Genomic DNA, 18,875 nt, shown 5'->3' with positions numbered 1-18,875 from the left:
ATCGCTGCGGCCTGGTGCCGTTGGCTCTGCCGCAGGGGCGGAAAATTCGAGTGGCGGTCGCCGTGGGCGCAGGCTCATCGCCCGAGCCGGGCGCCGCACCCAAACGTCAGCTCAAGCGTTCGATCACCATCGCCATGCCCTGGCCCCCACCGACGCACATGGTCTCTAGGCCAAAGGTCTTGTCGTGCGTGGTCAGGTTGTTCAGCAGCGTGGCAGTGATCCGGGCGCCGGTCATCCCGAACGGGTGGCCCAGGGCGATCGCCCCGCCCGACACATTGAGCTTGTCTTCGTCGATACCCAACTCCCGCGCCGACCCCAGCACCTGCACCGCGAATGCCTCGTTGATCTCGAAGAGGTCGATGTCGCCGACGGACATCCCGGCCCGCTGCAAAGCCTGCTTGGACGCCTCGATCGGACCCAGGCCCATGATCTCCGGGGACAGCCCGCTGACGCCGGTGGACACGATGCGGGCCAGCGGCTTCAGGCCCAGCTCCTTGGCCTTGACGTCGCTGGTGATCACCACCGCCGCGGCGCCGTCATTCAACGGACAAGCGTTGCCTGCGGTCACCGTGCCGTTGGGCCGGAACACCGGCTTTAGCTCGCTGATCTTCTCGTACGTGGTGCCCGCCCGCGGGCCGTCATCGGTGCTGACCGTCGAACCGTCGGGCAGCGTGACAGCCGAGATCTCGCGCTCGAAGAACCCGCTCTTGATGGCTTCCTCGGCGCGGTTCTGACTGCGCACGCCCCAGTGGTCCTGGTCCTCGCGGGAAATGCCGGTCAGCAGTGCGACATTCTCCGCGGTCTGGCCCATCGCGATGTAGATGTCGGGCAGGTTCCCGTCGGCGCGCGGGTCGTGCCATTCGTCGGCTCCGGCAGCCGCGGCGGTCGTCCGCTCCTGAGCGGCGTCATACAGCGGGTTCTTGGTGTCCGGCCAGCCGTCGGCATTGCCCTTGCCGAACCGCGACACCGTCTCGACCCCGGCGGAGACGAAGACGTCGCCCTCGCCGGCCTTGATCGCGTGAAACGCCATCCGGGTGGTCTGCAGCGACGACGAGCAGTAGCGGTTGACGGTGGTGCCGGGCAGGAAGTCGTAGCCGAGTGCGACGGCGACCACGCGCGCGATGTTGAAGCCGGACTCGCCGCCGGGCTGGCCGCAACCCATGATCAGGTCGTCGATCTGGTGTGGATTGAGTGCCGGCACCTTGTCGAGTGCGGCGCGGACCATCTGCGCGGCCAGGTCGTCGGGCCGGATGCTGATCAGCGACCCCTTCATGGCGCGGCCGATCGGCGAGCGGGCAGTTGAAACGATGACGGCTTCCGGCATGACGGCTCCTCGATTGGGGTGTGCGAAGGCGAGCCTAACGCGCCCTACCCAGAGGCGACCGCGGCGGTCACACGCGCCTGCGTGGGGCGCGGCCACAATCTGGACACGATGGTCCGCCGGGCGGCGACCGGCTGTGCGGCGGGGCGGGCCAGCACCGGGATCTTTTCGCTCAGGGCTGTACACAGCGCCAGCAGCAACTGGTCGGCCGCCTCGGCATATCCGGCCGCCGACGGGTGGTAGTGGTCGGAGGAGAACATCAGCTCGGGCATCTCGCGGAACTTGGGTGCGAGCAGATGCGCGAGCGGCACCGGCACGCCACCGGCCGCGCGGACGGCCGCCGCCTGCGCCCGGGCGAGCTGTAGACCCCGGGTGCGCGCCAGCGAGCGCAGCGGCTGCGGAATCGCGGTGATCAGACCGAAGTCCGGGCAGGTACCGACTACCACGACCGCACCGCGGTTGCGCAGCCTGCGTACCGACGTTCCCAGCCGCTGTGCCGACGGTCCGACACCGTTGAGGGCGGTGATGTCGTTGGCGCCGATGATGATCACCGCGACGTCCGGTGGCGGACCCGCTACGAACATCGCGTCGACCTGGCCCAGGACCCCCTTCGACGTGGCACCGACAATGGCTTTAGTGCTCAGCCTGATTCGTAAACCGGATTGTTCGGCAAGCCTGCGGGCGATGACCACGCCCGGCACTTCTTCTGCGGTGTTGCACCCGTAACCGGTGGCGGTCGAGTCGCCGAAGATCATCAGGTGCAGATCGAACGGTGTGCCGTAGCGCCACCGCTGCACCGGTTCGCCGCCGGGGCCATAGACGCCGTCGGCACGCGGCGGCGGCTCCCAGTTCTTGGGGATCACGGTGCGCACATGCGTCGCCTGGCCAACCAGCAGGTTGCGTGCGCCCAGATAGGCCGAGCCTGTCGAGGCGAGTGCACCCGCTGTGGCCAGAGCGATCGTCGAACGCCGCGGCACATGCACGCCCACAGCCATGAGTTTAGGACGGTTGTGCTCATTTCGGGGGTAGCTGACAAACAAACCGGTTACGGTGTGAAACAGATGTGGTATCGAAACCGGTTAAGTGGAAGTTGAATGGGTAAAGGACTGTCAAGCTAAGTCTGCGAGGTTGGCTGAACGTATCGCTCAGCTTCTTCGTCGCATGCTGTATCGGACTACAACGGCGTAGGAAGTGTTGAGCATGACCGCACCCAGTAAGGTGTCTGGCGCACCTAGAGTTGCCATTCGCCCGCGCGACGCGCTGAAGGCTCGTAGACTCGAAGCCCGCAGGTTTGCGATCAGCGACGGGGCTCCCGTTGAGGTTGTGGAATCTGGACCGAGTGTTGCTGCTCGGTTCGCTACACTAGCGTCTCGCGTGACGATCCGGCCGGTTTTGGCGGCTGGCAGCTATGTTCCGCACCTACCTTGGCCGTGGGGCTTGATCGACCACGCCGCACGCATCCTGTTGCCAGCCACCAGCACGGTCAGGGCCGATGTGACCTTGCCGAATGCCTCGGCGCAGCTGGTTCGCGCCCCCGGGGTGCTGCCGGCCGACGGCACCCGGCGAGTCGTGCTGTACCTGCACGGTGGCGCGTTCTTGACCTGTGGAGCAAACTCGCACGGCCGGTTGGTCGAATCACTCTCGAAGTTCGCTGACGCGCCCGTTCTCGTCGTCAACTATCGGCTGATGCCCAAGCATTCGATCGGGATGGCGCTCGACGACTGCCACGACGGCTACCGGTGGCTGCGGCTGCTGGGCTACGACTCAGACCAGATTGTGCTGGGCGGCGACTCCGCCGGCGGGTACCTCGCGCTGTCTCTCGCGCAGCGTCTACTGCGCGAAGGCGAGGAGCCCGCGGCCCTTGTTGCGATCTCGCCACTGCTGCAGCTGGCAAAGGAGCCCAAGCAGTCTCATCCGAACATCAAGACCGATGCGATGTTCCCCTCCAGAGCTTTCGATGCGCTCGGCGCTTTGGTTGCTAGCTGTGCCGCAAAGAACACCGTGAACGGTCAGCCGGAAGAGATCTACGAGCCGTTGGATCACATCGAACCGGGCCTGCCGCGGACCCTGATCCACGTGTCCGGGTCCGAGGTGCTGTTGCACGACGCCCAGCTGGCGGCGAGCCGTCTCGCGGCGGCCGGCGTGCCGGCCGAGGTACGCGTCTGGCCCGGCCAGGTGCACGACTTCCAGGTCGCCGGGCCGCTGGTGCCGGAAGCTGTGCGCTCGCTGCGCCAGATCGGTGAGTACATCCGCGAGGCCACCGGGTAGCGGCCCGGATAGCGCCCGCGCGCCCTCCGGCGCCGCCTGCGACGATAGGCGCATGCGGATCGCGCACCACCTCAGTGACCTCATCGGCGGCACGCCCCTGGTTCGGCTGAATTCCGTCGTCCCCGAAGGCGCGGGCGTCGTGGCCGCGAAGGTCGAGTACCTCAACCCTGGCGGCAGCTCCAAGGACCGCATCGCCGAGCGGATGATCGACGCCGCCGAGGCCAGCGGGGCGCTGCGACCGGGGGGCACGATCGTCGAGCCGACGTCCGGAAACACCGGCGTCGGACTGGCCCTGGTGGCCCAGCGCCGTGGCTACAAGTGCGTTTTCGTCTGCCCGGACAAGGTCGGCGAGGACAAGCGAAATGTGTTGCGCGCCTACGGCGCCGAGGTCGTGGTATGCCCGACGGCCGTGCCGCCCGAGGACCCGGACAGCTACTACAGCGTGTCCGACCGATTGGTCCGGGAAATCGAGGGCGCCTGGAAGCCGGACCAGTACTCCAACCCCGAGGGGCCGGCCAGTCACTACGCGACCACCGGCCCCGAGATCTGGGCGGACACCGACGGCAAGGTCACCCACTTCGTCGCCGGCATCGGCACCGGCGGGACGATCACCGGCGCTGGCCGTTACCTCAAGGAGGTCTCCGACGGGCGAGTGCGCATCATCGGCGCCGACCCGGAGGGGTCGGTGTACTCCGGTGGCACCGGCCGGCCCTATCTGGTCGAGGGCGTCGGCGAGGACTTCTGGCCGGCGGCCTATGACCCGTCGGTGCCCGACGAGATCATCGCCGTCTCGGACTCCGACTCCTTCGACATGACCCGGCGGTTGGCCCGCGAGGAGGCGATGCTGGTCGGCGGGTCGTGCGGGATGGCCGTTGTCGCCGCGCTGAAAGTGGCCGAGCAGGCCGGGCCGGACGCGCTGATCGTGGTGTTGCTGCCCGACGGCGGCCGGGGCTACATGGCCAAGATCTTCAACGACGCCTGGATGTCGTCGTACGGATTCCTGCGCAGCCGGCTCGACGGTTCGGCGGCGGAGTCGACGGTCGGGGACGTGTTGCGCCGCAAGTCCGGTGCGTTGCCCGACCTGGTGCACACGCATCCCTCGGAGACCGTGCGCGACGCCATCGGCATCCTGCGGGAGTACGGGGTGTCGCAGATGCCGGTGGTAGGGGCCGAGCCGCCGGTGATGGCCGGTGAAGTCGCGGGCAGCGTTTCGGAGCGAGAACTGCTGTCGGCGGTCTTCGAAGGTCGGGCCAATCTGGCCGACGCCGTCAAACAGCACATGAGCCCGCCGCTGCGGTTGATCGGGGCCGGCGAACTGGTCAGCGTCGCTGGAAGGGCGTTGCGCGATCAGGACGCCCTGATGGTCGTCGAGGAAGGCAAACCGGTTGGGGTCATCACCCGTTATGACCTGCTCGGTTTCCTTTCCGAAGGGACGCGGCGCCGCTAGTGGGCCTATGACGTGGTTCTCGGCGCTGCGGTACTGTATCCGGCTTAGTTCAGCAATAGTCCGCCTCGGAAGGGTTGCCCCATGACCGATCAGCCGCCGCCCGGCGGGTCCTACCCGCCACCGCCGCCGCCACCTGGCTCTTCGGGTGCCGCGCCGTCCGGTGGGCATCTTCCGCCGTCCGCGCCGCCTCCCCCGGGCAGCAGTGGTGACTTCTCGCAGTCCGTCGGGGGTTCAGCGCCGCCGCCTCCGCCGCCTCCACCGTCGCCTGCAGGCGGCTACCCGCCGCCTCCACCGCCGCCTGCAGGCGGCTACCCGCCGCCTCCGCCGGCTGCCGGGGGGTACGCACCCCCGCCGCCGGGACCCGCGGTCAAAGGGTTGTCGACCGATTCCTACACGCCGTGGATGACGCGTTTCCTGGCATTCCTCATCGACTTCGCCCCGATCCTCGTCCTCTCGGGCATCGCCCAGGTCGTCGACCTGCTCACCCAAGAGGAGTCCTGCGTCACGAGCGTGAACCAGTACGACGTGGCGCAGTACTGCTACACCCAGGGCTCGATCATCGGGGTGTTGGCGCAGGGGCTGACGTCGCTGCTGATCCTGGCGTACGGGGTCTGGAACTACGGATACCGGCAGGGCACCACCGGCTCGAGCATCGGCAAGTCGATCCTGAAGTTCAAGGTGGTCAGCGAGGTCACCGGAGAGCCGCTCGGTTTCGGGATGTCGCTGGTGCGCCAGCTCGCGCACTTCGTCGACGCGGTCATCTGCTGGGTCGGGTTCCTGTTCCCGCTGTGGGACAGCAAGCGCCAGACCCTGGCCGACAAGATCATGACGACGGTGTGCCTGCCGCTCTGACACGAGCCTGCTGAATCTTGATCCCCTCCCCGGTCGCGGCATGCGGCCGGGGAGGCTTCGTTGTGGGGCCCGCGGCGTTGAGTCTGCGTTGATGGCGGAGGCGCCTTGGACTTGCCCGCCTTCACCGCAGAGCCAGCGGAGACGCGGGTGGCGACTAGGCTGGCGGTCGATGAGCAACGACCACCCGTTCACCGGACTTGCCACCAAAGCCATCCACGCCGGCTACCGTCCCGATCCGGCGACCGGCGCCGTCAACACCCCCATCTACGCCAGCAGCACCTTCGCCCAGGACGGTGTCGGCGGTCTGCGCGGCGGGTTCGAATACGCCCGCACCGGCAACCCGACGCGGTCCGCGCTGGAGGCATCGCTGGCCGCAGTGGAGGACGGTGTATACGGGCGGGCGTTCAGTTCCGGCATGGCCGCCAGCGACTGCGCGCTGCGGGCGATGCTGCGCCCGGGTGACCACGTCGTCATTCCCGACGACGCCTACGGGGGCACGTTCCGGTTGATCGACAAGGTCTTCACCCAGTGGGGTGTCGCCTACACCCCGGTGGCGCTGTCGGATCTGGACGCGGTGCGCGCCGCTATCACGCCGCAGACGCGATTGATCTGGGTGGAGACGCCCACCAACCCGTTGTTGTCGATCGCCGATATCAGCGCAATCGCCCAGCTGGGTGCGGTCAGTTCAGCAAAAGTGTTGGTGGACAATACTTTTGCTTCGCCCGCGCTACAACAGCCGTTGACGTTGGGCGCCGACGTGGTGCTGCATTCCACCACCAAATACATCGGCGGCCACTCCGACGTGGTCGGCGGAGCATTGGTGACAAACGACGAACAACTGGATCAGGCGTTCGCCTTCCTGCAGAACGGCGCCGGAGCGGTGCCCGGTCCGTTCGACGCCTACCTCACCCTGCGCGGTCTGAAGACGCTGGTGCTGCGCATGCAGCGGCACAGCGAAAACGCCGCGGCGGTAGCCGAATTCCTGGCTGGGCACCCGGCGGTGAGCGCCGTACTGTACCCGGGCCTGCCAGCTCACCCCGGGCATGAGGTTGCCGCCCGGCAGATGCGCGGCTTCGGTGGCATGGTCTCGGTGCGGATGCGTGGCGGGCGTGCGGCCGCCGAGAAGCTGTGCGCCCGAACCGGCATCTTCATCCTGGCCGAGTCGCTCGGCGGGGTGGAGTCGCTGATCGAGCACCCCAGCGCCATGACGCACGCATCCACCGCCGGGTCCCAGCTCGAGGTTCCCGACGATCTCGTCCGGCTTTCGGTGGGAATCGAGGACGCCGCCGATCTGGTGGCCGACCTGGATCAGGCGCTCGGTTAACGCGCTCGCGCAAAGATGCCTGCGCGGGGAGCCCGCGCAGGGAGCGCTCAGGAGTGGTAGGGCTCCGCGCTGACCAGGGTGACCTCGACGGTGTTGCCGCTGGGCACCTTGTAGCTGCGGGTCTCGCCGACCTTGGCGTCGATCAGCGCACCGCCCAGCGGTGAATTCGGCGAGTAGACCTCGAGCTTGCCGTCGTTGACGCCTTCCTGGCGGGTGGCGATCAAGAAGGTCTCGGCGTCGTCCTTGTCGCCGTTGTAGTAGACCTTCACCACGGAACCGGGCAGGGCGACGCCGGACTGCTTGGGCGCCTCGCCCACCTTGGCGTTGTTCAGCAAATCCTGCAGCTGCCGGATGCGGGCCTCCTGCTGGCCCTGCTCCTCGCGAGCGGCGTGGTATCCGCCGTTCTCGCGAAGGTCGCCTTCTTCCCGGCGGTCGTTGATCTCGGCGGCGATGACCGGACGATTCGCGATCAACTGGTCGAGCTCGGCCTTGAGTCGGTCATGTGACTCCTGGGTCAACCAGGTCACCTGAGTGTCCGTCATCTCGTGGCGCTCCTTGTGATTGTTGTTCCGCGCAAGTTCAGGTCCCGATGTTGGGCGTCTGCGGGCCCCCACCCCGGGTGCTGCAACTCCGTTCTGCTCACGGCCTCTAATGCAGCAATACACGGTCCCCGGCAGGACCGTGCATTTACCCATGTTACCACTGCGGAAACAATAGATGACTGACATATCCGCAGTTCGGCGTTTTGCAGCGCGCGTTACGGCGACCGCAGATACGGGGGCACGTCCGCGCCGCAGCCGTATACGTCCGCCATGGCCGGCGGCTTACTCGATTTCAGCGTCGTGGTCACCTGCACGGTCTGCTGGTTGGCCGGGGGCACCAGTAACTCCCGGCGACCCGTCTCGCTGCCGTCCTTGGACCTGACCCGCACGATGCAGTCCACGGGTCGAGAGGGGTCGGACCGGTACACGCTGACCGTCACCGCTGCCGTTTCGTCGTCGATCACCTGGTAGCCGGCCAGGGTGCCTTTGACCGGGCTGGAGCCGAGTTGCCGATAGGCCACCACGGCAATCCCGACTCCCAGCGCCAGGACCAGCACGGTCAGACCGATGACGACGCGGCGCCGCGATCTGCGCGACAGCCGATCGCGTCCATAGCGGGCTTCGGGCCGGGAGGGGGAATCTTCGGTCAAGTGCTCAGTCATGCCCTCGGGAGTTGTGGGGTACAAGAGAACTGGAAGTATAGGGGGCACTCACAGGGTCGGTGGGCGGCCAACGGACGGACTGGGAATAACGGATACAAGGGAGCTCGTGAGCAAACTGCGACTGATGGCGGTACATGCCCACCCCGATGACGAATCCAGCAAGGGGGCCGCGACGCTGGCACGCTATGCCGATGAAGGCCATCGCGTCATGGTGGTGACGCTTACCGGCGGGGAACGCGGTGAGATCCTCAACCCGGCTATGGACCTGCCTGACGTGCACGGGCACATCCACGAGATTCGGCGGGACGAAATGGCCAAGGCCGCGGAGATCCTCGGTGTCGAACACCACTGGCTGGGCTTCGTCGACTCCGGCCTGCCCAAGGGCGACCCCCCGCCGCCCCTGCCGGAAGGCTGCTTCGCGCTGGTACCGCTGCAGGAGTCCACCGAAGCCTTGGTGCGCGTGGTCCGGGAATTTCAGCCGCACGTGATGATCACCTACGACGAGAACGGCGGCTACCCGCACCCCGACCACATCCGTTGCCACGACGTGTCCGTCAGCGCCTATGAGGCGGCCGGCGATTATCGCCGGTTTCCCGACGCCGGGGAGCCGTGGTCGGTGTCCAAGCTCTACTACGTGCACGGGTTTCTACGGGCGCGGATGCAGTTGCTGCAAGACGAGTTCGCCAGGCACGGGCAGGAGGGTCCGTTCGGCAAGTGGCTGGAGCACTGGCTGCCCGACAACGATCATTTCGAGAAACGGGTGACCACCCGGGTGGAGTGCTCGGCGTATTTCGGTCAACGCGACGACGCCCTGATCGCGCATGCCACCCAGATCGACCCGAACGCCGAGTTCTTCGCCGCCCCGCTCGAGTGGCAGGAGCGGCTGTGGCCGACCGAGGAGTTCGAACTGGCTCGCTCGCGGGTACCGGCCCGCCTGCCTGAGACCGATCTGTTCGAGGGGATCGAGGAACGGTGAACCACTTTCTGCTCAGCCTGATTGCTGACGGCGGACCCAAGAACAACGGCCCGGATTTCGGCAAGGCCAGTCCGCTCGGGCTGGTGGTCGTCGTGTTGCTCGTCATCGCCACCGTTTTTCTGGTTCGTTCGATGAACAGGCAGTTGAAGAAGGTTCCGGAGTCCTTCGATCGCCAACATCCCGAGCCGGATCAGGCCGCCGACGAAGGCACCGACGCGGTCGGCACGGTCGAGAGCCCGGACGCCGACAACAATCGACCTCCGGGCTCGGCCCATGACCCCGGCTGAGCCGACCGGGACGAACACCCTCGGCCAGGCCACCAGTCCGTATCTGCGCCAGCACGCCGACAACCCGGTGCACTGGCAGCAGTGGACTCAGGAAGCCCTCGCGGACGCCGCAGCACGCGATGTACCGGTCCTGTTGTCCATCGGTTACGCCGCCTGCCACTGGTGCCATGTGATGGCCCACGAATCGTTCGAAGACGACGAGGTGGCCGCCGTCATGAACGCCGGATTCGTCTGTATCAAGGTGGATCGCGAAGAACGCCCCGACATCGACGCGGTTTACATGAATGCCACCGTTGCGCTCACCGGCCAGGGCGGTTGGCCGATGACCTGCTTCCTCACCCCTGACGGGCGGCCGTTCTTCTGCGGCACCTACTACCCCAAAGATTCATTCCTGCAACTGCTTTCCGCCATCACCGAGACCTGGCGACACCGCCGTGGCGAGGTAGAGGAGGCGTCGGACCATATCGCTGGGGAGCTGCGGTCGATGGCCTCCGGCCTGCCGGGCGGGGGACCGGAGGTCGCCGCCGGGCTGTGCGACGACGCCGTCACCGCGGTGCTGCGCGACCAGGACACCGTGCACGGCGGTTTCGTTGGCGCACCCAAGTTTCCGCCGTCGGCGATGCTCGAGGGTCTGCTGCGCCACTACGAGCGCACCGGGTCATCCGAGGTGTTGCAGGCCGTGTCGCGCGCCGGCGGTGCGATGGCCCGGGGCGGCATCTACGACCAACTTGCCGGTGGCTTCGCCCGTTACAGCGTCGACAAAGCCTGGTTGATACCGCATTTCGAGAAGATGCTGTACGACAACGCGCTGCTGCTGCGCTGCTACGCGCACTGGGCCCGCCGGACCGGCGATCCGCTCGCCCGACGGGTCGCCGCGCAGACCGCCCGGTTCCTGATCGAGGACCTGGCCGACGGTGACATGTTCACCTCGTCGTTGGATGCCGACGCCGACGGGCACGAGGGGTCGACCTACGTGTGGACGCCGGCGCAACTGACCGACGTGCTCGGCGATGACGACGGTGCTTGGGCCGCAACGGTTTTCGGGGTATCCCGACGCGGCACCTTCGAGCATGGGTCATCGGTGCTGCAGCTGCTCGAAGACCCCGGTGACCCGGCCCGACTGGAACGGGTGCGCGGTGCGTTGCTGGCGGCGCGGCGCACCCGGGTGCAGCCCGGGCGCGACGACAAGGTGGTCACCTCGTGGAACGGGCTGGCGATCACGGCGTTGGCCGAAGCCGGCGTGGCGCTGGGTGATCCGGATCTGGCGGGGGCAGCGCAACGCTGCGCTGCCGCGCTGCTGGATCTGCACGTCGTCGACGGGCGGTTGCGCCGCGCCAGTCTGGGTGGGGTGGTGGGGGACAGCGCGGCCATCCTGGAGGACTACGCGATGCTCGCCACCGGGTTGCTCGTGCTGCACCAACTGGGTTCAGGGGATGCCTGGCTGGCCGCGGCCACCGGCCTACTGGACACCGCGATCCGGCACTTCAGCGATCCACGCCACCCCGGTCGCTGGTTCGACACCGCCGATGATGCCGAGCAGCTCGTGCTGCGGCCCGCCGACCCGCTGGACGGGGCCACGCCGTCGGGCGCGTCATCGATCGCCGAGGCCCTGCTTACCGCCGCACACCTTGCAGACGGCCAGCGGGCCGAGCGGTACCTGGAAATAGTCGGCTCCACGCTGGACGCGCACTCGGTGCTGCTGGCCCGCGCCCCACGGTCGGCCGGGCACTGGTTGGCGGTTGCCGAGGCCGCGGTGCGCGGGCCGCTGCAGATTGCGGTCGCGTGCTCCGACGCGGCGTCGCCGCTGCTGGCCGATGCCCGGCGGCTCGCCCCCGGCGGGGCGATCGTCGTCGGCGGCACGGTGGACTCGTCGCCACTGTTGGTGGGACGGGACCGGGTGGCCGGCGCCGACGCCGCCTATGTGTGCCGAGGCCGGACCTGTGACCTGCCGGTAACCAGTGCAAGCCAGCTCGCCACCGCCCTGGCGATACCCGGGTAGTAACGTGCGTCACATGCCGAACACCGCTGACAGGACGCAAGCGATCACCGCGACGGTCAACCGCTACATCGACGCGGTGACCAGCGGCACCGCCGACGACCTGGCGGCCTTTTACGCCGATGACGCCACCCTTGAGGACCCCGTCGGTGGCGAGGTGCACATCGGCACGCATGCCATTCACGGTTTCTACTCCGCCGTGACGGGCGTCGAGCGGCAGTGCGAATTGGTGACGCTGCGCGTATCGGGCAACGAGGCGGCGTTTCATTTCCGGCTGACGATCACCGCCGGCGACAGCAAGATGCGGATCGAACCGATCGAGACGATGGTCTTCGACGCGGACGGAAAGGTCACCGCGATGAAGGCCTACTGGTCACCGGCCGACGTGACGCAACTGTAGAAGTCCGGTCAGAAGACGACGAACCACATCGCGATGTAGTGGCAGATGGCCGCGACGGCGGTGCAGGCGTGGAAGAACTCGTGGTATCCGAAGGTCGACGGCCACGGGTCCGGCCACTTCAGCGCGTAGAGCACTCCGCCGATGCTGTAGAGCGCGCCGCCGACAAACAGCAACACCATCGCCGCCACTCCAGCGTTGTGCAGGATCGAGCCGGTGTACCAGACCGCCACCCAACCCAGCAGGATGTACAGCGGCACACCCACCCAGCGCGGCGCGGTCGGCCACAGCATCTTGAGCGTGACTCCCGCCATCGCCCCGCCCCAGACGATCGCCAGCACGACGTGCCCGTCGTGCCCGGGCAGGGCCAGCAGCGCGAATGGCGTATAGCTGCCTGCGATGAAGATGAAGATCATCGAGTGATCTGCCCGCTTCATCCAGATGCGGGCGGTGCTCGATTTCCAGTTCACCCGGTGATAGGTAGCGCTGACGGTGAACATGATGATCGTGGCGAACGTGTACAGCATCGTCGCCAGGCCGGCTTTGGTGGAATCCAGCGCCCAGGACACCGCGACCAGCGAGGCGCCGGCGAAAACGGCGGCACCCGCGGAGTACACGTGGATCCAGCCGCGGAAACGCGGCTTTTTGAGGACCTTGGCGACGCCCTCGGCGAGCTGGTGGGCGGCGTTGGCCGGCGATGGACCGTCCGAAGCCGCGCTGGTGAGCGTGCTGCTTTGACTGCTCATCGTTATTACTGCCCCATCTATCCCGTCCGGATGGTTTCTTTGGATCAGGCTAGCGGGATTGCCCGCCAGAGGCCCGTCAAACTTCGCGTGACATTGCCTGGATTGGCAGCCGGAACTTAGCGTCGGTCACAGTAGTGTGGGATTCCGTGGAGATCATCCCGCCGCGGATCAAGGAGCCGTTGTACCGGCTGTACGAGCTGCGACTGCGGCAGGGTTTGGCTGCCTCGCGATCGGAGTTGCCGCGCCACATCGCGGTGTTGTGCGACGGGAACCGGCGATGGGCGCGCAGCCTGGGGTATGACGACGTCAGCGTCGGCTACCGGATGGGCGCGATCAAGATCGCCGAGATGTTGCGGTGGTGCCAGGAAGCCGGGATCGAGATGGCCACCGTCTATCTGCTGTCCACCGAGAATCTGCAGCGCGACCCCGAAGAGCTCGCCGCTCTGCTCGAGATCATCACCGACGTCGTCGAAGAAATCTGCGCACCGGCCAACCGTTGGAGCGTGCGAACAGTGGGTGATCTGGAGTTGCTGGGCGAGGTGCAGGCCCGCCGGTTGCGCGGTGCGGTGGACTCCACGCCCCAGAATGCGTCGTTCCACGTCAACGTGGCAGTGGGCTACGGCGGCCGTCAAGAGATCGTCGATGCGGTGCGTGCGTTGTTGGGTAAGCGACTGGCCGACGGTGCCACCGCCGAGGAACTCATCGACGCGGTCACCGTCGAAGGGATCTCCGAAAATCTCTACACCTCGGGGCAGCCCGACCCGGACCTGGTGATCCGGACCTCAGGGGAGCAGCGGCTGTCCGGCTTTTTGCTGTGGCAGAGCGCCTATTCGGAAATGTGGTTCACCGAGGCGCACTGGCCGGCGTTCCGCCGCGTCGATTTCCTGCGTGCGCTGCGTGACTACAGCATGCGGAACCGTCGTTACGGCAAGTAGTGGCCGTGACAGACTGAATCCATGGCTGCGCTGTCGGCGGTGGTGTTCACGCTGAGCGGGTGGCTCGGGCTGTATCTCCTGGCCCGCGATCCGCGCAAGCCGGTGCTCGTGCTCGCCTCGATCGGGCTCTGTGGCTTCGCGTCGGTGGTGGCCCTGGACGCGGTGCGCAACACCAGTGCGGCACACGCCGCGCTACTCAGTCAGCTCGAGGTCTACCTGGTGGCCGTGCCCGGGGTGGCCTGGTTCGCTGTGCTGCTCGAACTGGCCCGGCCGGCTGACAGCCCGAAGGGACGAACGCGTGAGCTGCTGCTCGTCTGCGCCGTAGCCGCGCTGACCCTCCTGGCCGCCGGGCTGGCCGGCAACGTCGACAGCCCGCTGAGGCTGGGCCACTGGCTGATGTCCGCGGTCATCTCGCTCTCCACTCTGGGGGCGATGGCCCGCAACGTGCTGCGGCCGGTCCGGCCCGCGCCGGTCATCGGTGCGGTGGTGATTGCGACGCTGTTCTTCGCGCTGGCGAATGCCATCCTGATCATCCCGCTGGGACTGGTGCCGAGTTGGCTTGCCCTGGCTTCGACGGGTCTGGATGTGCTGCTGCTGGGCGTGGCGGTGGCGGTGTGGGACGCCTTCGACGAGGGGCAGGCGCTGCGTGCCGACATGCTGCGCTCATTCGTCGGCTGCTCGGTGGTGTCGGTGTTGTTCGGTGGTCAGGCGTTGGCCGGTCTGGCCGTGACCCGTAACGATCCCACGGCCCAGACGGCCATGACCGTGCTGCTGTTCACTAGCCTCGCGGTGGCCATCACGGTGCAGGTGTTGGCCGACCCCCTGGCCGGAATCCTGGACCGGTTGGCTTTTTCGCGCTCACCGGAACTGCGCGCCGACCGGGCCGCGCTGCGCGACGCGGGGGCGGCGTTGCCGCTGCGCTCGGAGGGTCCCCTGGCCGACGTCGAGGACGACACCTTCATCCGGCTCACCCGCCGGGCGCTCGGTCATTACGGCGACCTGACCAAGCTGGTCGCCAGCCCGCTGACCGCGCTGCCGGTGATCGACGAGCGGCTGGCGGCCCGCGGCGCGCCCGACCATCCAGTGGAGCGCGCGAACGAACTCAAGGCGGTGCTCGCTGATGGTATCGCCCGACTCAAGCCGCGGGACGGCGGTGACTTCGGCACCACCGAAGAATGGCGCTACTACAACTCCCTGTATTTCCCCTACGTGGTCGGCGTGCGCGCCTACGCCCAGAACGCCACCGCCGCCGGCCTGGACCCGACGGCGCGGCAGGCATGGCAGTGGCTGGTCACCGAGGTGCCCCAGCGTTCGCTGCACAATTGGCAGAACGCGGCGGCGCGCCTGATCGCCGCCGACCTACGCGGGCGGGTCACTGTAACCAGCGACTGATCCGTCGCGCCTTTTCCCCACCAGCAGACGGAGATGCCTGTGCCAGACAAACCGCCGCCCGCCCGCGTCGTGCGGGCCCTCGAAGTCATCCGCGACCGGCTCGCCCGGCTGCACCAGAAGATGGTGCCGGCGCCGATCGCGATGATGGAACTGATCCTGGACGCCTGGTCGGCCCAAGCGATCACGGCGGCGGCCGAACTGGGCATCGCGGATGCTCTCGCAGACGGGCCGCTCACCGCCGACGAGCTCGCTGCGGCCGTTGGCGCCGACGCCGACGCCGTCGGCCGGCTGCTTCGGGCGTTGATCGGCAGGGGCATCTTCCGTCGGCGCCGCGACGGTCGTTACGAGCTGAACCCGCTCGGCGACGCGCTGCGCAGCGACGCCGAGGTGTCACTGGCCGGCATGGCCCGCCTGGTGGGTGCCCCGCAGCAGCGCGAGCACTGGAGTGGGCTGACAGACGCGATTCGACGCGGCGGTGCAGTGGTCCCCGACCTGCGGGGCAAGCCGTTCTTCGACTATCTGGCGGGCGAGCCGGAGCTGGCGCAGATCTTCAACAACGCCATGACCAGCACATCCGATCTCTCGATCGCGCCGCTAATCGCGGCCTACGACTTCAGCGGCTACTCGACCATCGTCGACGTCGGCGGGGGGCACGGCCGACTGCTGGCCGCCGTCCTGCGCGCGACGCCGCAGGCGCGCGGCATCCTCTTCGACCAACCGCAGGTGGTCGACGGCGCCGCGGCGGAACTGCGCGAACACCGGGTCGAGGATCGGGTGCGCGTCGTGGCCGGATCGTTCTTCGAAGACGACATACCCGGTGGGGGAGATGCGTACGTGCTCAAGAACATCATCCACGACTGGCCCGACGACGACGCGGTGCGCATCCTCGCCAACGTGCGCAAAGCCGCATCACCGGGCAGCCACGTCCTGCTGCTGGAACAGGTGATCCCGGAGCACGACCGCGACATCCCAGCGAAGTGGATCGACCTGGAAATGCTGGTGATGGTCGACGGCCGGGAGCGAACGGAGTCCGAATACAGCCGGCTGTTGCAGCGGGCCGGCTTCCAGCTGACTCGAGTGGTGGAAACCGCGTCTCCCTTCGGCGTCGTCGAGGCCCGGGCCGTCTGACGGGCAGCCGGCGAGTTCCGCAGTAAAAGCCCTGTTCATCGGGTTGGTGGCAGTAACTGGCAGCGGCGGGCGTCGATCTGGCAGTGCGTGAACGGCACCGTCAGACGTGTTCGACCCGCACCAACGCCCAAGCCCGAGGAGACCCGAACATGACCGCAATTTCCGGCGTGCAGCCCCGCCCGCTATCCGACTCCAACGACTCGCTGCTGCGCTTCGCGATGCGCGCTGACGCGACCTTGACCGGTTTGATGGGGCTGGCAGTCGCCGTTGCCGCCGATCCGATTTCGCGAGTGACCGGCCTGACGTCCGCCCAGGAATACAGCATGGGTGCCTTCTTCGTCCTCTACGGACTGGCTGTGTTCAGTCTGGCCGCGTTGCCGAACCTGCGTCGCGCGGGACTCGGCGTCGTCGCAGCGAACCTGGTTTACACGGTCGCGGCGATCACTGCCGCGGAGTTGTTGTCGATGACGTCGGTCGGGGTCGGTGCGACGCTGGCCAGCGGCGTCTACACGCTGGCGTTCGCCGGCCTCCAGTACCTGGGAGTGCGCCGCCTGGCGGCGTGATTCCCCTTCCCGCCGAGCGGGGTTGCCACCGCCTGAGCAGTGCGGTGCGCGGCCCCGCTTGGCCTGTTGGAATGAATTTTTTGTCGTGCCGGCCCCCGAGGGCCGACACGATTGTCACGCGTCGACGTCGTCGACTACGAAGACCGCCCACGCGTATGCGGCGTCCGTCTCCTGGAAAAGGATTTCGTGGCTCATCAGGTCCCTCCTCGTTGTTGTTGAGGCCGAGCGAAACTGCCCAGCTACACCACATTGCCCGCAGTTGCGCGCCCGCGTTGTCCTCCGATCGGGCGGCGGCGGGATGAATTTCGGGGTACTACGAACGGTGGACATCGGGCGTCCGCCATTCGGGGGACTCAGCGGGTTGTGGTGGTGACGCCGAACCAGAACGTGAGTGCGTGATCGAGTTCGTCCAAGTCGGGTGTCTGCGACGAGGACGCCCAGGCCACATAGCCGTCGGGGCGCACCAACAGAGCCGTGGCCGACAGTTCCTCCACCGCGCGCCCAGCGACGACGACGATTCGGTGCGCGATGGCCGAGGCCGCGGCGTCCACCACTCCCAGCTCGGTCAGATCGATCAGCAACGGCTTCCCGGCCCGGGCGAGCTCCGCGAAGCGGGCCGTTCCAGAGGAGTTCGTCACGGCGGAATCCGGCACCCAGCGTCCGACCAGCGGATGGGCTGTCGCGCCTGCGCCATAGCGGATGTCGGCGCCGGACACGAGGTCCCCGAGGTGACCGACGACTGCGGGCTGCGAGAGCAATTCGCCGAAGAGTTCCCGCAGGGCGCTGACTTCGGCGCCAGGCCGGATGAGCGCCAGCTGGGCGCGGCTGTGCATGATCACCCGCTCGGCGGCGGGCCGCCGCTCGCTTTCGTAGGTGTCGAGCAGTTCAGTGCCGCGGCGCTTGTCCAGTACAGCCGCCAGCTTCCAGCCGAGGTTCGCTGCGTCCTGCAGACCCAGATTGAGACCGGGGCCCCCGAGCGGTGGCTGCACGTGCGCGGCATCGCCGACGAGTATGACCCGGCCCAGTCGGTATTGTGACGCGATCCGCGAGTTCACGCCGCGATAAAGGCGAAGGTCCGGTGCCAGGTCACTGGATTCCAGCTGTAGCGGGACCGGTACCCCGAGCACGCGCTCGATGCTGGCTTCCTGCTCGGCGATGCTGGCGGGCGCATTGTCGCCGTTGAGGTCGGGGTTCTCACGTGGTGAGTTGTCGAGTTCGATTGTGAACACCCCGCCCCGGTCCGTCAGCTTCGTGCCCCACCCGAATATGCCTCCGCCGGCCCGAAAGTATTGCCGCGGCGGAATGGCGCCGAACCCGGGGACGTTCAGCGCCCCGGTGTCGGAATCAACCCAGTCCAGGGGCGGCAGGACTCCGAACGCCACATGCTCGGTTACGTCGTAGGACGACATCCCCGGAAAACCGATGCCTGCCAGCTTGCGGGTGAGACTTGAGCCGCCGTCGGCGCCCACCAGGTATTCGGCCGACAATTCATAGAGGCCGTCCGGACCTGCGACGTGTACGACGACGCCGTCGTCGTCTTGCTCGAAACCGGTCAGGGCGTGACCCCAGCGAAAGTCGACGTCGTATCTCTGGGCCGCGGTGACAAGCACTTCGATGAGCCTGGGTTGTTCCACCCGCAATGTGTACAGCTGGTGTTTCGGCACCTCGGCGACGTCCAATCCGAAGCCGGCGAAGAACGAGCCGGCGGCCGGCCGCGGGGGCTCTGTCGTTTGCGCGAGTGTGTCGTACAGGCCGTGGTGGTCGAAGATCCGGACTCCCTGGCCCACGATGCCCGCTGCACGTCGCTGCGTATTGGGGCCTGGGCTCGTGTCCAGCAGCACCGGCCGGATGCCGGCCAGCCCGAGTTCGCAGGCCAGCATCAGTCCGTTCGGGCCGGCGCCGACGATCACCACATCAGCCACGAGCCGGAATCTACCGGAATCACAGCCCGCTAGGGGTCGTCGAATTTCGTCCTGACCGATTGTGCGATGTGCATACCGCCCCCCTCGCCGGAGCGCCGAGGTCCGTGCCGAGAATAC

18 protein-coding genes are annotated in these 18,875 nt (G+C 67.4%); 12 read left to right on the top strand and 6 right to left on the bottom strand.

The features are described 5' to 3' along the window. Nucleotides 1-106 precede the first annotated feature (106 nt). Entirely contained in the window at nucleotides 107-1,324 is a 1,218-nt protein-coding gene (locus JX552_RS24305; protein ID WP_205874381.1) for an acetyl-CoA C-acetyltransferase, read from the bottom strand. A 44-nt stretch (nucleotides 1,325-1,368) separates the two neighbouring features. After that, on the bottom strand, nucleotides 1,369-2,298 hold the full coding sequence (locus JX552_RS24300; RefSeq protein WP_205878658.1) for an SGNH/GDSL hydrolase family protein: 930 nt from the start codon (nucleotides 2,296-2,298) through the stop codon (nucleotides 1,369-1,371). A gap of 223 nt (nucleotides 2,299-2,521) precedes the next feature. On the opposite strand from JX552_RS24300, the gene JX552_RS24295 reads away from it, so the two are divergent. The 4 genes from JX552_RS24295 to JX552_RS24280 all read left to right on the top strand — a co-directional run bounded on the left by JX552_RS24295 (nucleotide 2,522) and on the right by JX552_RS24280 (nucleotide 7,212). Further along, on the top strand, nucleotides 2,522-3,589 hold the full coding sequence (locus JX552_RS24295; protein WP_205874380.1) for an alpha/beta hydrolase: 1,068 nt from the start codon (nucleotides 2,522-2,524) through the stop codon (nucleotides 3,587-3,589). Between the two features lie 52 nt (nucleotides 3,590-3,641). Then, nucleotides 3,642-5,036: a cystathionine beta-synthase gene (locus JX552_RS24290; protein ID WP_205874379.1), complete on the top strand. Its 1,395-nt coding sequence runs from the start codon at nucleotides 3,642-3,644 to the stop codon at nucleotides 5,034-5,036. A gap of 81 nt (nucleotides 5,037-5,117) precedes the next feature. Continuing rightward, nucleotides 5,118-5,888: an RDD family protein gene (locus tag JX552_RS24285; protein WP_205874378.1), complete on the top strand. Its 771-nt coding sequence runs from the start codon at nucleotides 5,118-5,120 to the stop codon at nucleotides 5,886-5,888. A 169-nt stretch (nucleotides 5,889-6,057) separates the two neighbouring features. Then, nucleotides 6,058-7,212, top strand: a complete 1,155-nt coding sequence (locus JX552_RS24280) for a cystathionine gamma-synthase (RefSeq protein ID WP_205874377.1) — start codon at nucleotides 6,058-6,060, stop codon at nucleotides 7,210-7,212. A gap of 47 nt (nucleotides 7,213-7,259) precedes the next feature. Here JX552_RS24280 and greA read toward each other — a convergent pair whose 3' ends face one another. After that, entirely contained in the window at nucleotides 7,260-7,754 is a 495-nt protein-coding gene (gene greA / locus JX552_RS24275) for a transcription elongation factor GreA (RefSeq protein ID WP_205874376.1), read from the bottom strand. Nucleotides 7,755-7,969: 215 nt separating this feature from the next. Then, the gene (locus JX552_RS24270) at nucleotides 7,970-8,416 is read right to left on the bottom strand and encodes a DUF4307 domain-containing protein (protein ID WP_205874375.1); all 447 of its coding nucleotides are present in this window, start codon (nucleotides 8,414-8,416) and stop codon (nucleotides 7,970-7,972) included. Nucleotides 8,417-8,522: 106 nt separating this feature from the next. On the opposite strand from JX552_RS24270, the gene mca reads away from it, so the two are divergent. From mca to JX552_RS24250, 4 genes are read left to right on the top strand one after another with little or no spacing between them, the layout of a single operon-like run. Continuing rightward, the gene (gene mca / locus JX552_RS24265; RefSeq protein WP_205874374.1) at nucleotides 8,523-9,392 is read left to right on the top strand and encodes a mycothiol conjugate amidase Mca; all 870 of its coding nucleotides are present in this window, start codon (nucleotides 8,523-8,525) and stop codon (nucleotides 9,390-9,392) included. After that, nucleotides 9,389-9,679 carry a hypothetical protein gene (locus JX552_RS24260; RefSeq protein WP_205874373.1) on the top strand — a complete coding sequence of 97 codons (291 nt, stop codon included), beginning with the start codon at nucleotides 9,389-9,391 and terminating at the stop codon, nucleotides 9,677-9,679. Before mca ends, JX552_RS24260 begins: the two co-directional genes overlap by 4 nt. After that, complete coding sequence (locus JX552_RS24255) at nucleotides 9,666-11,678, top strand: thioredoxin domain-containing protein (protein WP_205874372.1); 2,013 nt, start codon at nucleotides 9,666-9,668, stop codon at nucleotides 11,676-11,678. Before JX552_RS24260 ends, JX552_RS24255 begins: the two co-directional genes overlap by 14 nt. A gap of 13 nt (nucleotides 11,679-11,691) precedes the next feature. After that, nucleotides 11,692-12,075 carry a nuclear transport factor 2 family protein gene (locus tag JX552_RS24250; RefSeq protein ID WP_205874371.1) on the top strand — a complete coding sequence of 128 codons (384 nt, stop codon included), beginning with the start codon at nucleotides 11,692-11,694 and terminating at the stop codon, nucleotides 12,073-12,075. Between the two features lie 8 nt (nucleotides 12,076-12,083). Here the strand turns inward: JX552_RS24250 and trhA are convergent, their stop codons facing one another. After that, a complete protein-coding gene (trhA, locus tag JX552_RS24245; protein WP_205874370.1) occupies nucleotides 12,084-12,818 on the bottom strand; it encodes a PAQR family membrane homeostasis protein TrhA in 735 nt (244 codons plus the stop codon). 146 nt (nucleotides 12,819-12,964) lie between these two features. Here trhA and JX552_RS24240 point away from each other — a divergent pair, with 146 nt between their 5' ends. The 4 genes from JX552_RS24240 to JX552_RS24225 all read left to right on the top strand — a co-directional run bounded on the left by JX552_RS24240 (nucleotide 12,965) and on the right by JX552_RS24225 (nucleotide 16,836). Continuing rightward, nucleotides 12,965-13,753: a (2Z,6E)-farnesyl diphosphate synthase gene (locus JX552_RS24240; RefSeq protein WP_205874369.1), complete on the top strand. Its 789-nt coding sequence runs from the start codon at nucleotides 12,965-12,967 to the stop codon at nucleotides 13,751-13,753. 21 nt (nucleotides 13,754-13,774) lie between these two features. Continuing rightward, nucleotides 13,775-15,145, top strand: a complete 1,371-nt coding sequence (locus tag JX552_RS24235; protein ID WP_205874368.1) for a hypothetical protein — start codon at nucleotides 13,775-13,777, stop codon at nucleotides 15,143-15,145. Nucleotides 15,146-15,178: 33 nt separating this feature from the next. Further along, a complete protein-coding gene (locus JX552_RS24230) occupies nucleotides 15,179-16,273 on the top strand; it encodes a methyltransferase (RefSeq protein WP_205874367.1) in 1,095 nt (364 codons plus the stop codon). 149 nt (nucleotides 16,274-16,422) lie between these two features. Next, entirely contained in the window at nucleotides 16,423-16,836 is a 414-nt protein-coding gene (locus tag JX552_RS24225; RefSeq protein ID WP_205874366.1) for a hypothetical protein, read from the top strand. Between the two features lie 353 nt (nucleotides 16,837-17,189). Here the strand turns inward: JX552_RS24225 and JX552_RS24220 are convergent, their stop codons facing one another. After that, nucleotides 17,190-18,758, bottom strand: coding sequence for an FAD-dependent monooxygenase (locus tag JX552_RS24220; protein WP_241010700.1), 1,569 nt, complete (start codon nucleotides 18,756-18,758; stop codon nucleotides 17,190-17,192). Between the last annotated feature and the right edge of the window lie 117 nt (nucleotides 18,759-18,875).

Origin of the sequence: Mycobacterium gordonae, from assembly GCF_017086405.1 — a bacterium.
Taxonomy (GTDB): Bacteria; Actinomycetota; Actinomycetes; order Mycobacteriales; family Mycobacteriaceae; genus Mycobacterium; species Mycobacterium gordonae_D.
Note: the sequence above shows the minus strand (reverse complement) of the source record. Positions and strands in the feature narration are given on the sequence as shown.

Coding starts and splice junctions, on each gene's coding strand:
- JX552_RS24295 (WP_205874380.1), top strand. CDS start 2,522: ATGACCGCACCCAGTAAGGTGTCTGGCGCACCTAGAGTTGCCATTCGC.
- JX552_RS24270 (WP_205874375.1), bottom strand. CDS start 8,416: ATGACTGAGCACTTGACCGAAGATTCCCCCTCCCGGCCCGAAGCCCGC.
- JX552_RS24255 (WP_205874372.1), top strand. CDS start 9,666: ATGACCCCGGCTGAGCCGACCGGGACGAACACCCTCGGCCAGGCCACC.
- greA (WP_205874376.1), bottom strand. CDS start 7,754: ATGACGGACACTCAGGTGACCTGGTTGACCCAGGAGTCACATGACCGA.
- JX552_RS24290 (WP_205874379.1), top strand. CDS start 3,642: ATGCGGATCGCGCACCACCTCAGTGACCTCATCGGCGGCACGCCCCTG.
- JX552_RS24250 (WP_205874371.1), top strand. CDS start 11,692: ATGCCGAACACCGCTGACAGGACGCAAGCGATCACCGCGACGGTCAAC.
- trhA (WP_205874370.1), bottom strand. CDS start 12,818: ATGAGCAGTCAAAGCAGCACGCTCACCAGCGCGGCTTCGGACGGTCCA.
- JX552_RS24225 (WP_205874366.1), top strand. CDS start 16,423: ATGACCGCAATTTCCGGCGTGCAGCCCCGCCCGCTATCCGACTCCAAC.
- JX552_RS24285 (WP_205874378.1), top strand. CDS start 5,118: ATGACCGATCAGCCGCCGCCCGGCGGGTCCTACCCGCCACCGCCGCCG.
- JX552_RS24235 (WP_205874368.1), top strand. CDS start 13,775: ATGGCTGCGCTGTCGGCGGTGGTGTTCACGCTGAGCGGGTGGCTCGGG.
- JX552_RS24230 (WP_205874367.1), top strand. CDS start 15,179: ATGCCTGTGCCAGACAAACCGCCGCCCGCCCGCGTCGTGCGGGCCCTC.
- JX552_RS24305 (WP_205874381.1), bottom strand. CDS start 1,324: ATGCCGGAAGCCGTCATCGTTTCAACTGCCCGCTCGCCGATCGGCCGC.
- JX552_RS24280 (WP_205874377.1), top strand. CDS start 6,058: ATGAGCAACGACCACCCGTTCACCGGACTTGCCACCAAAGCCATCCAC.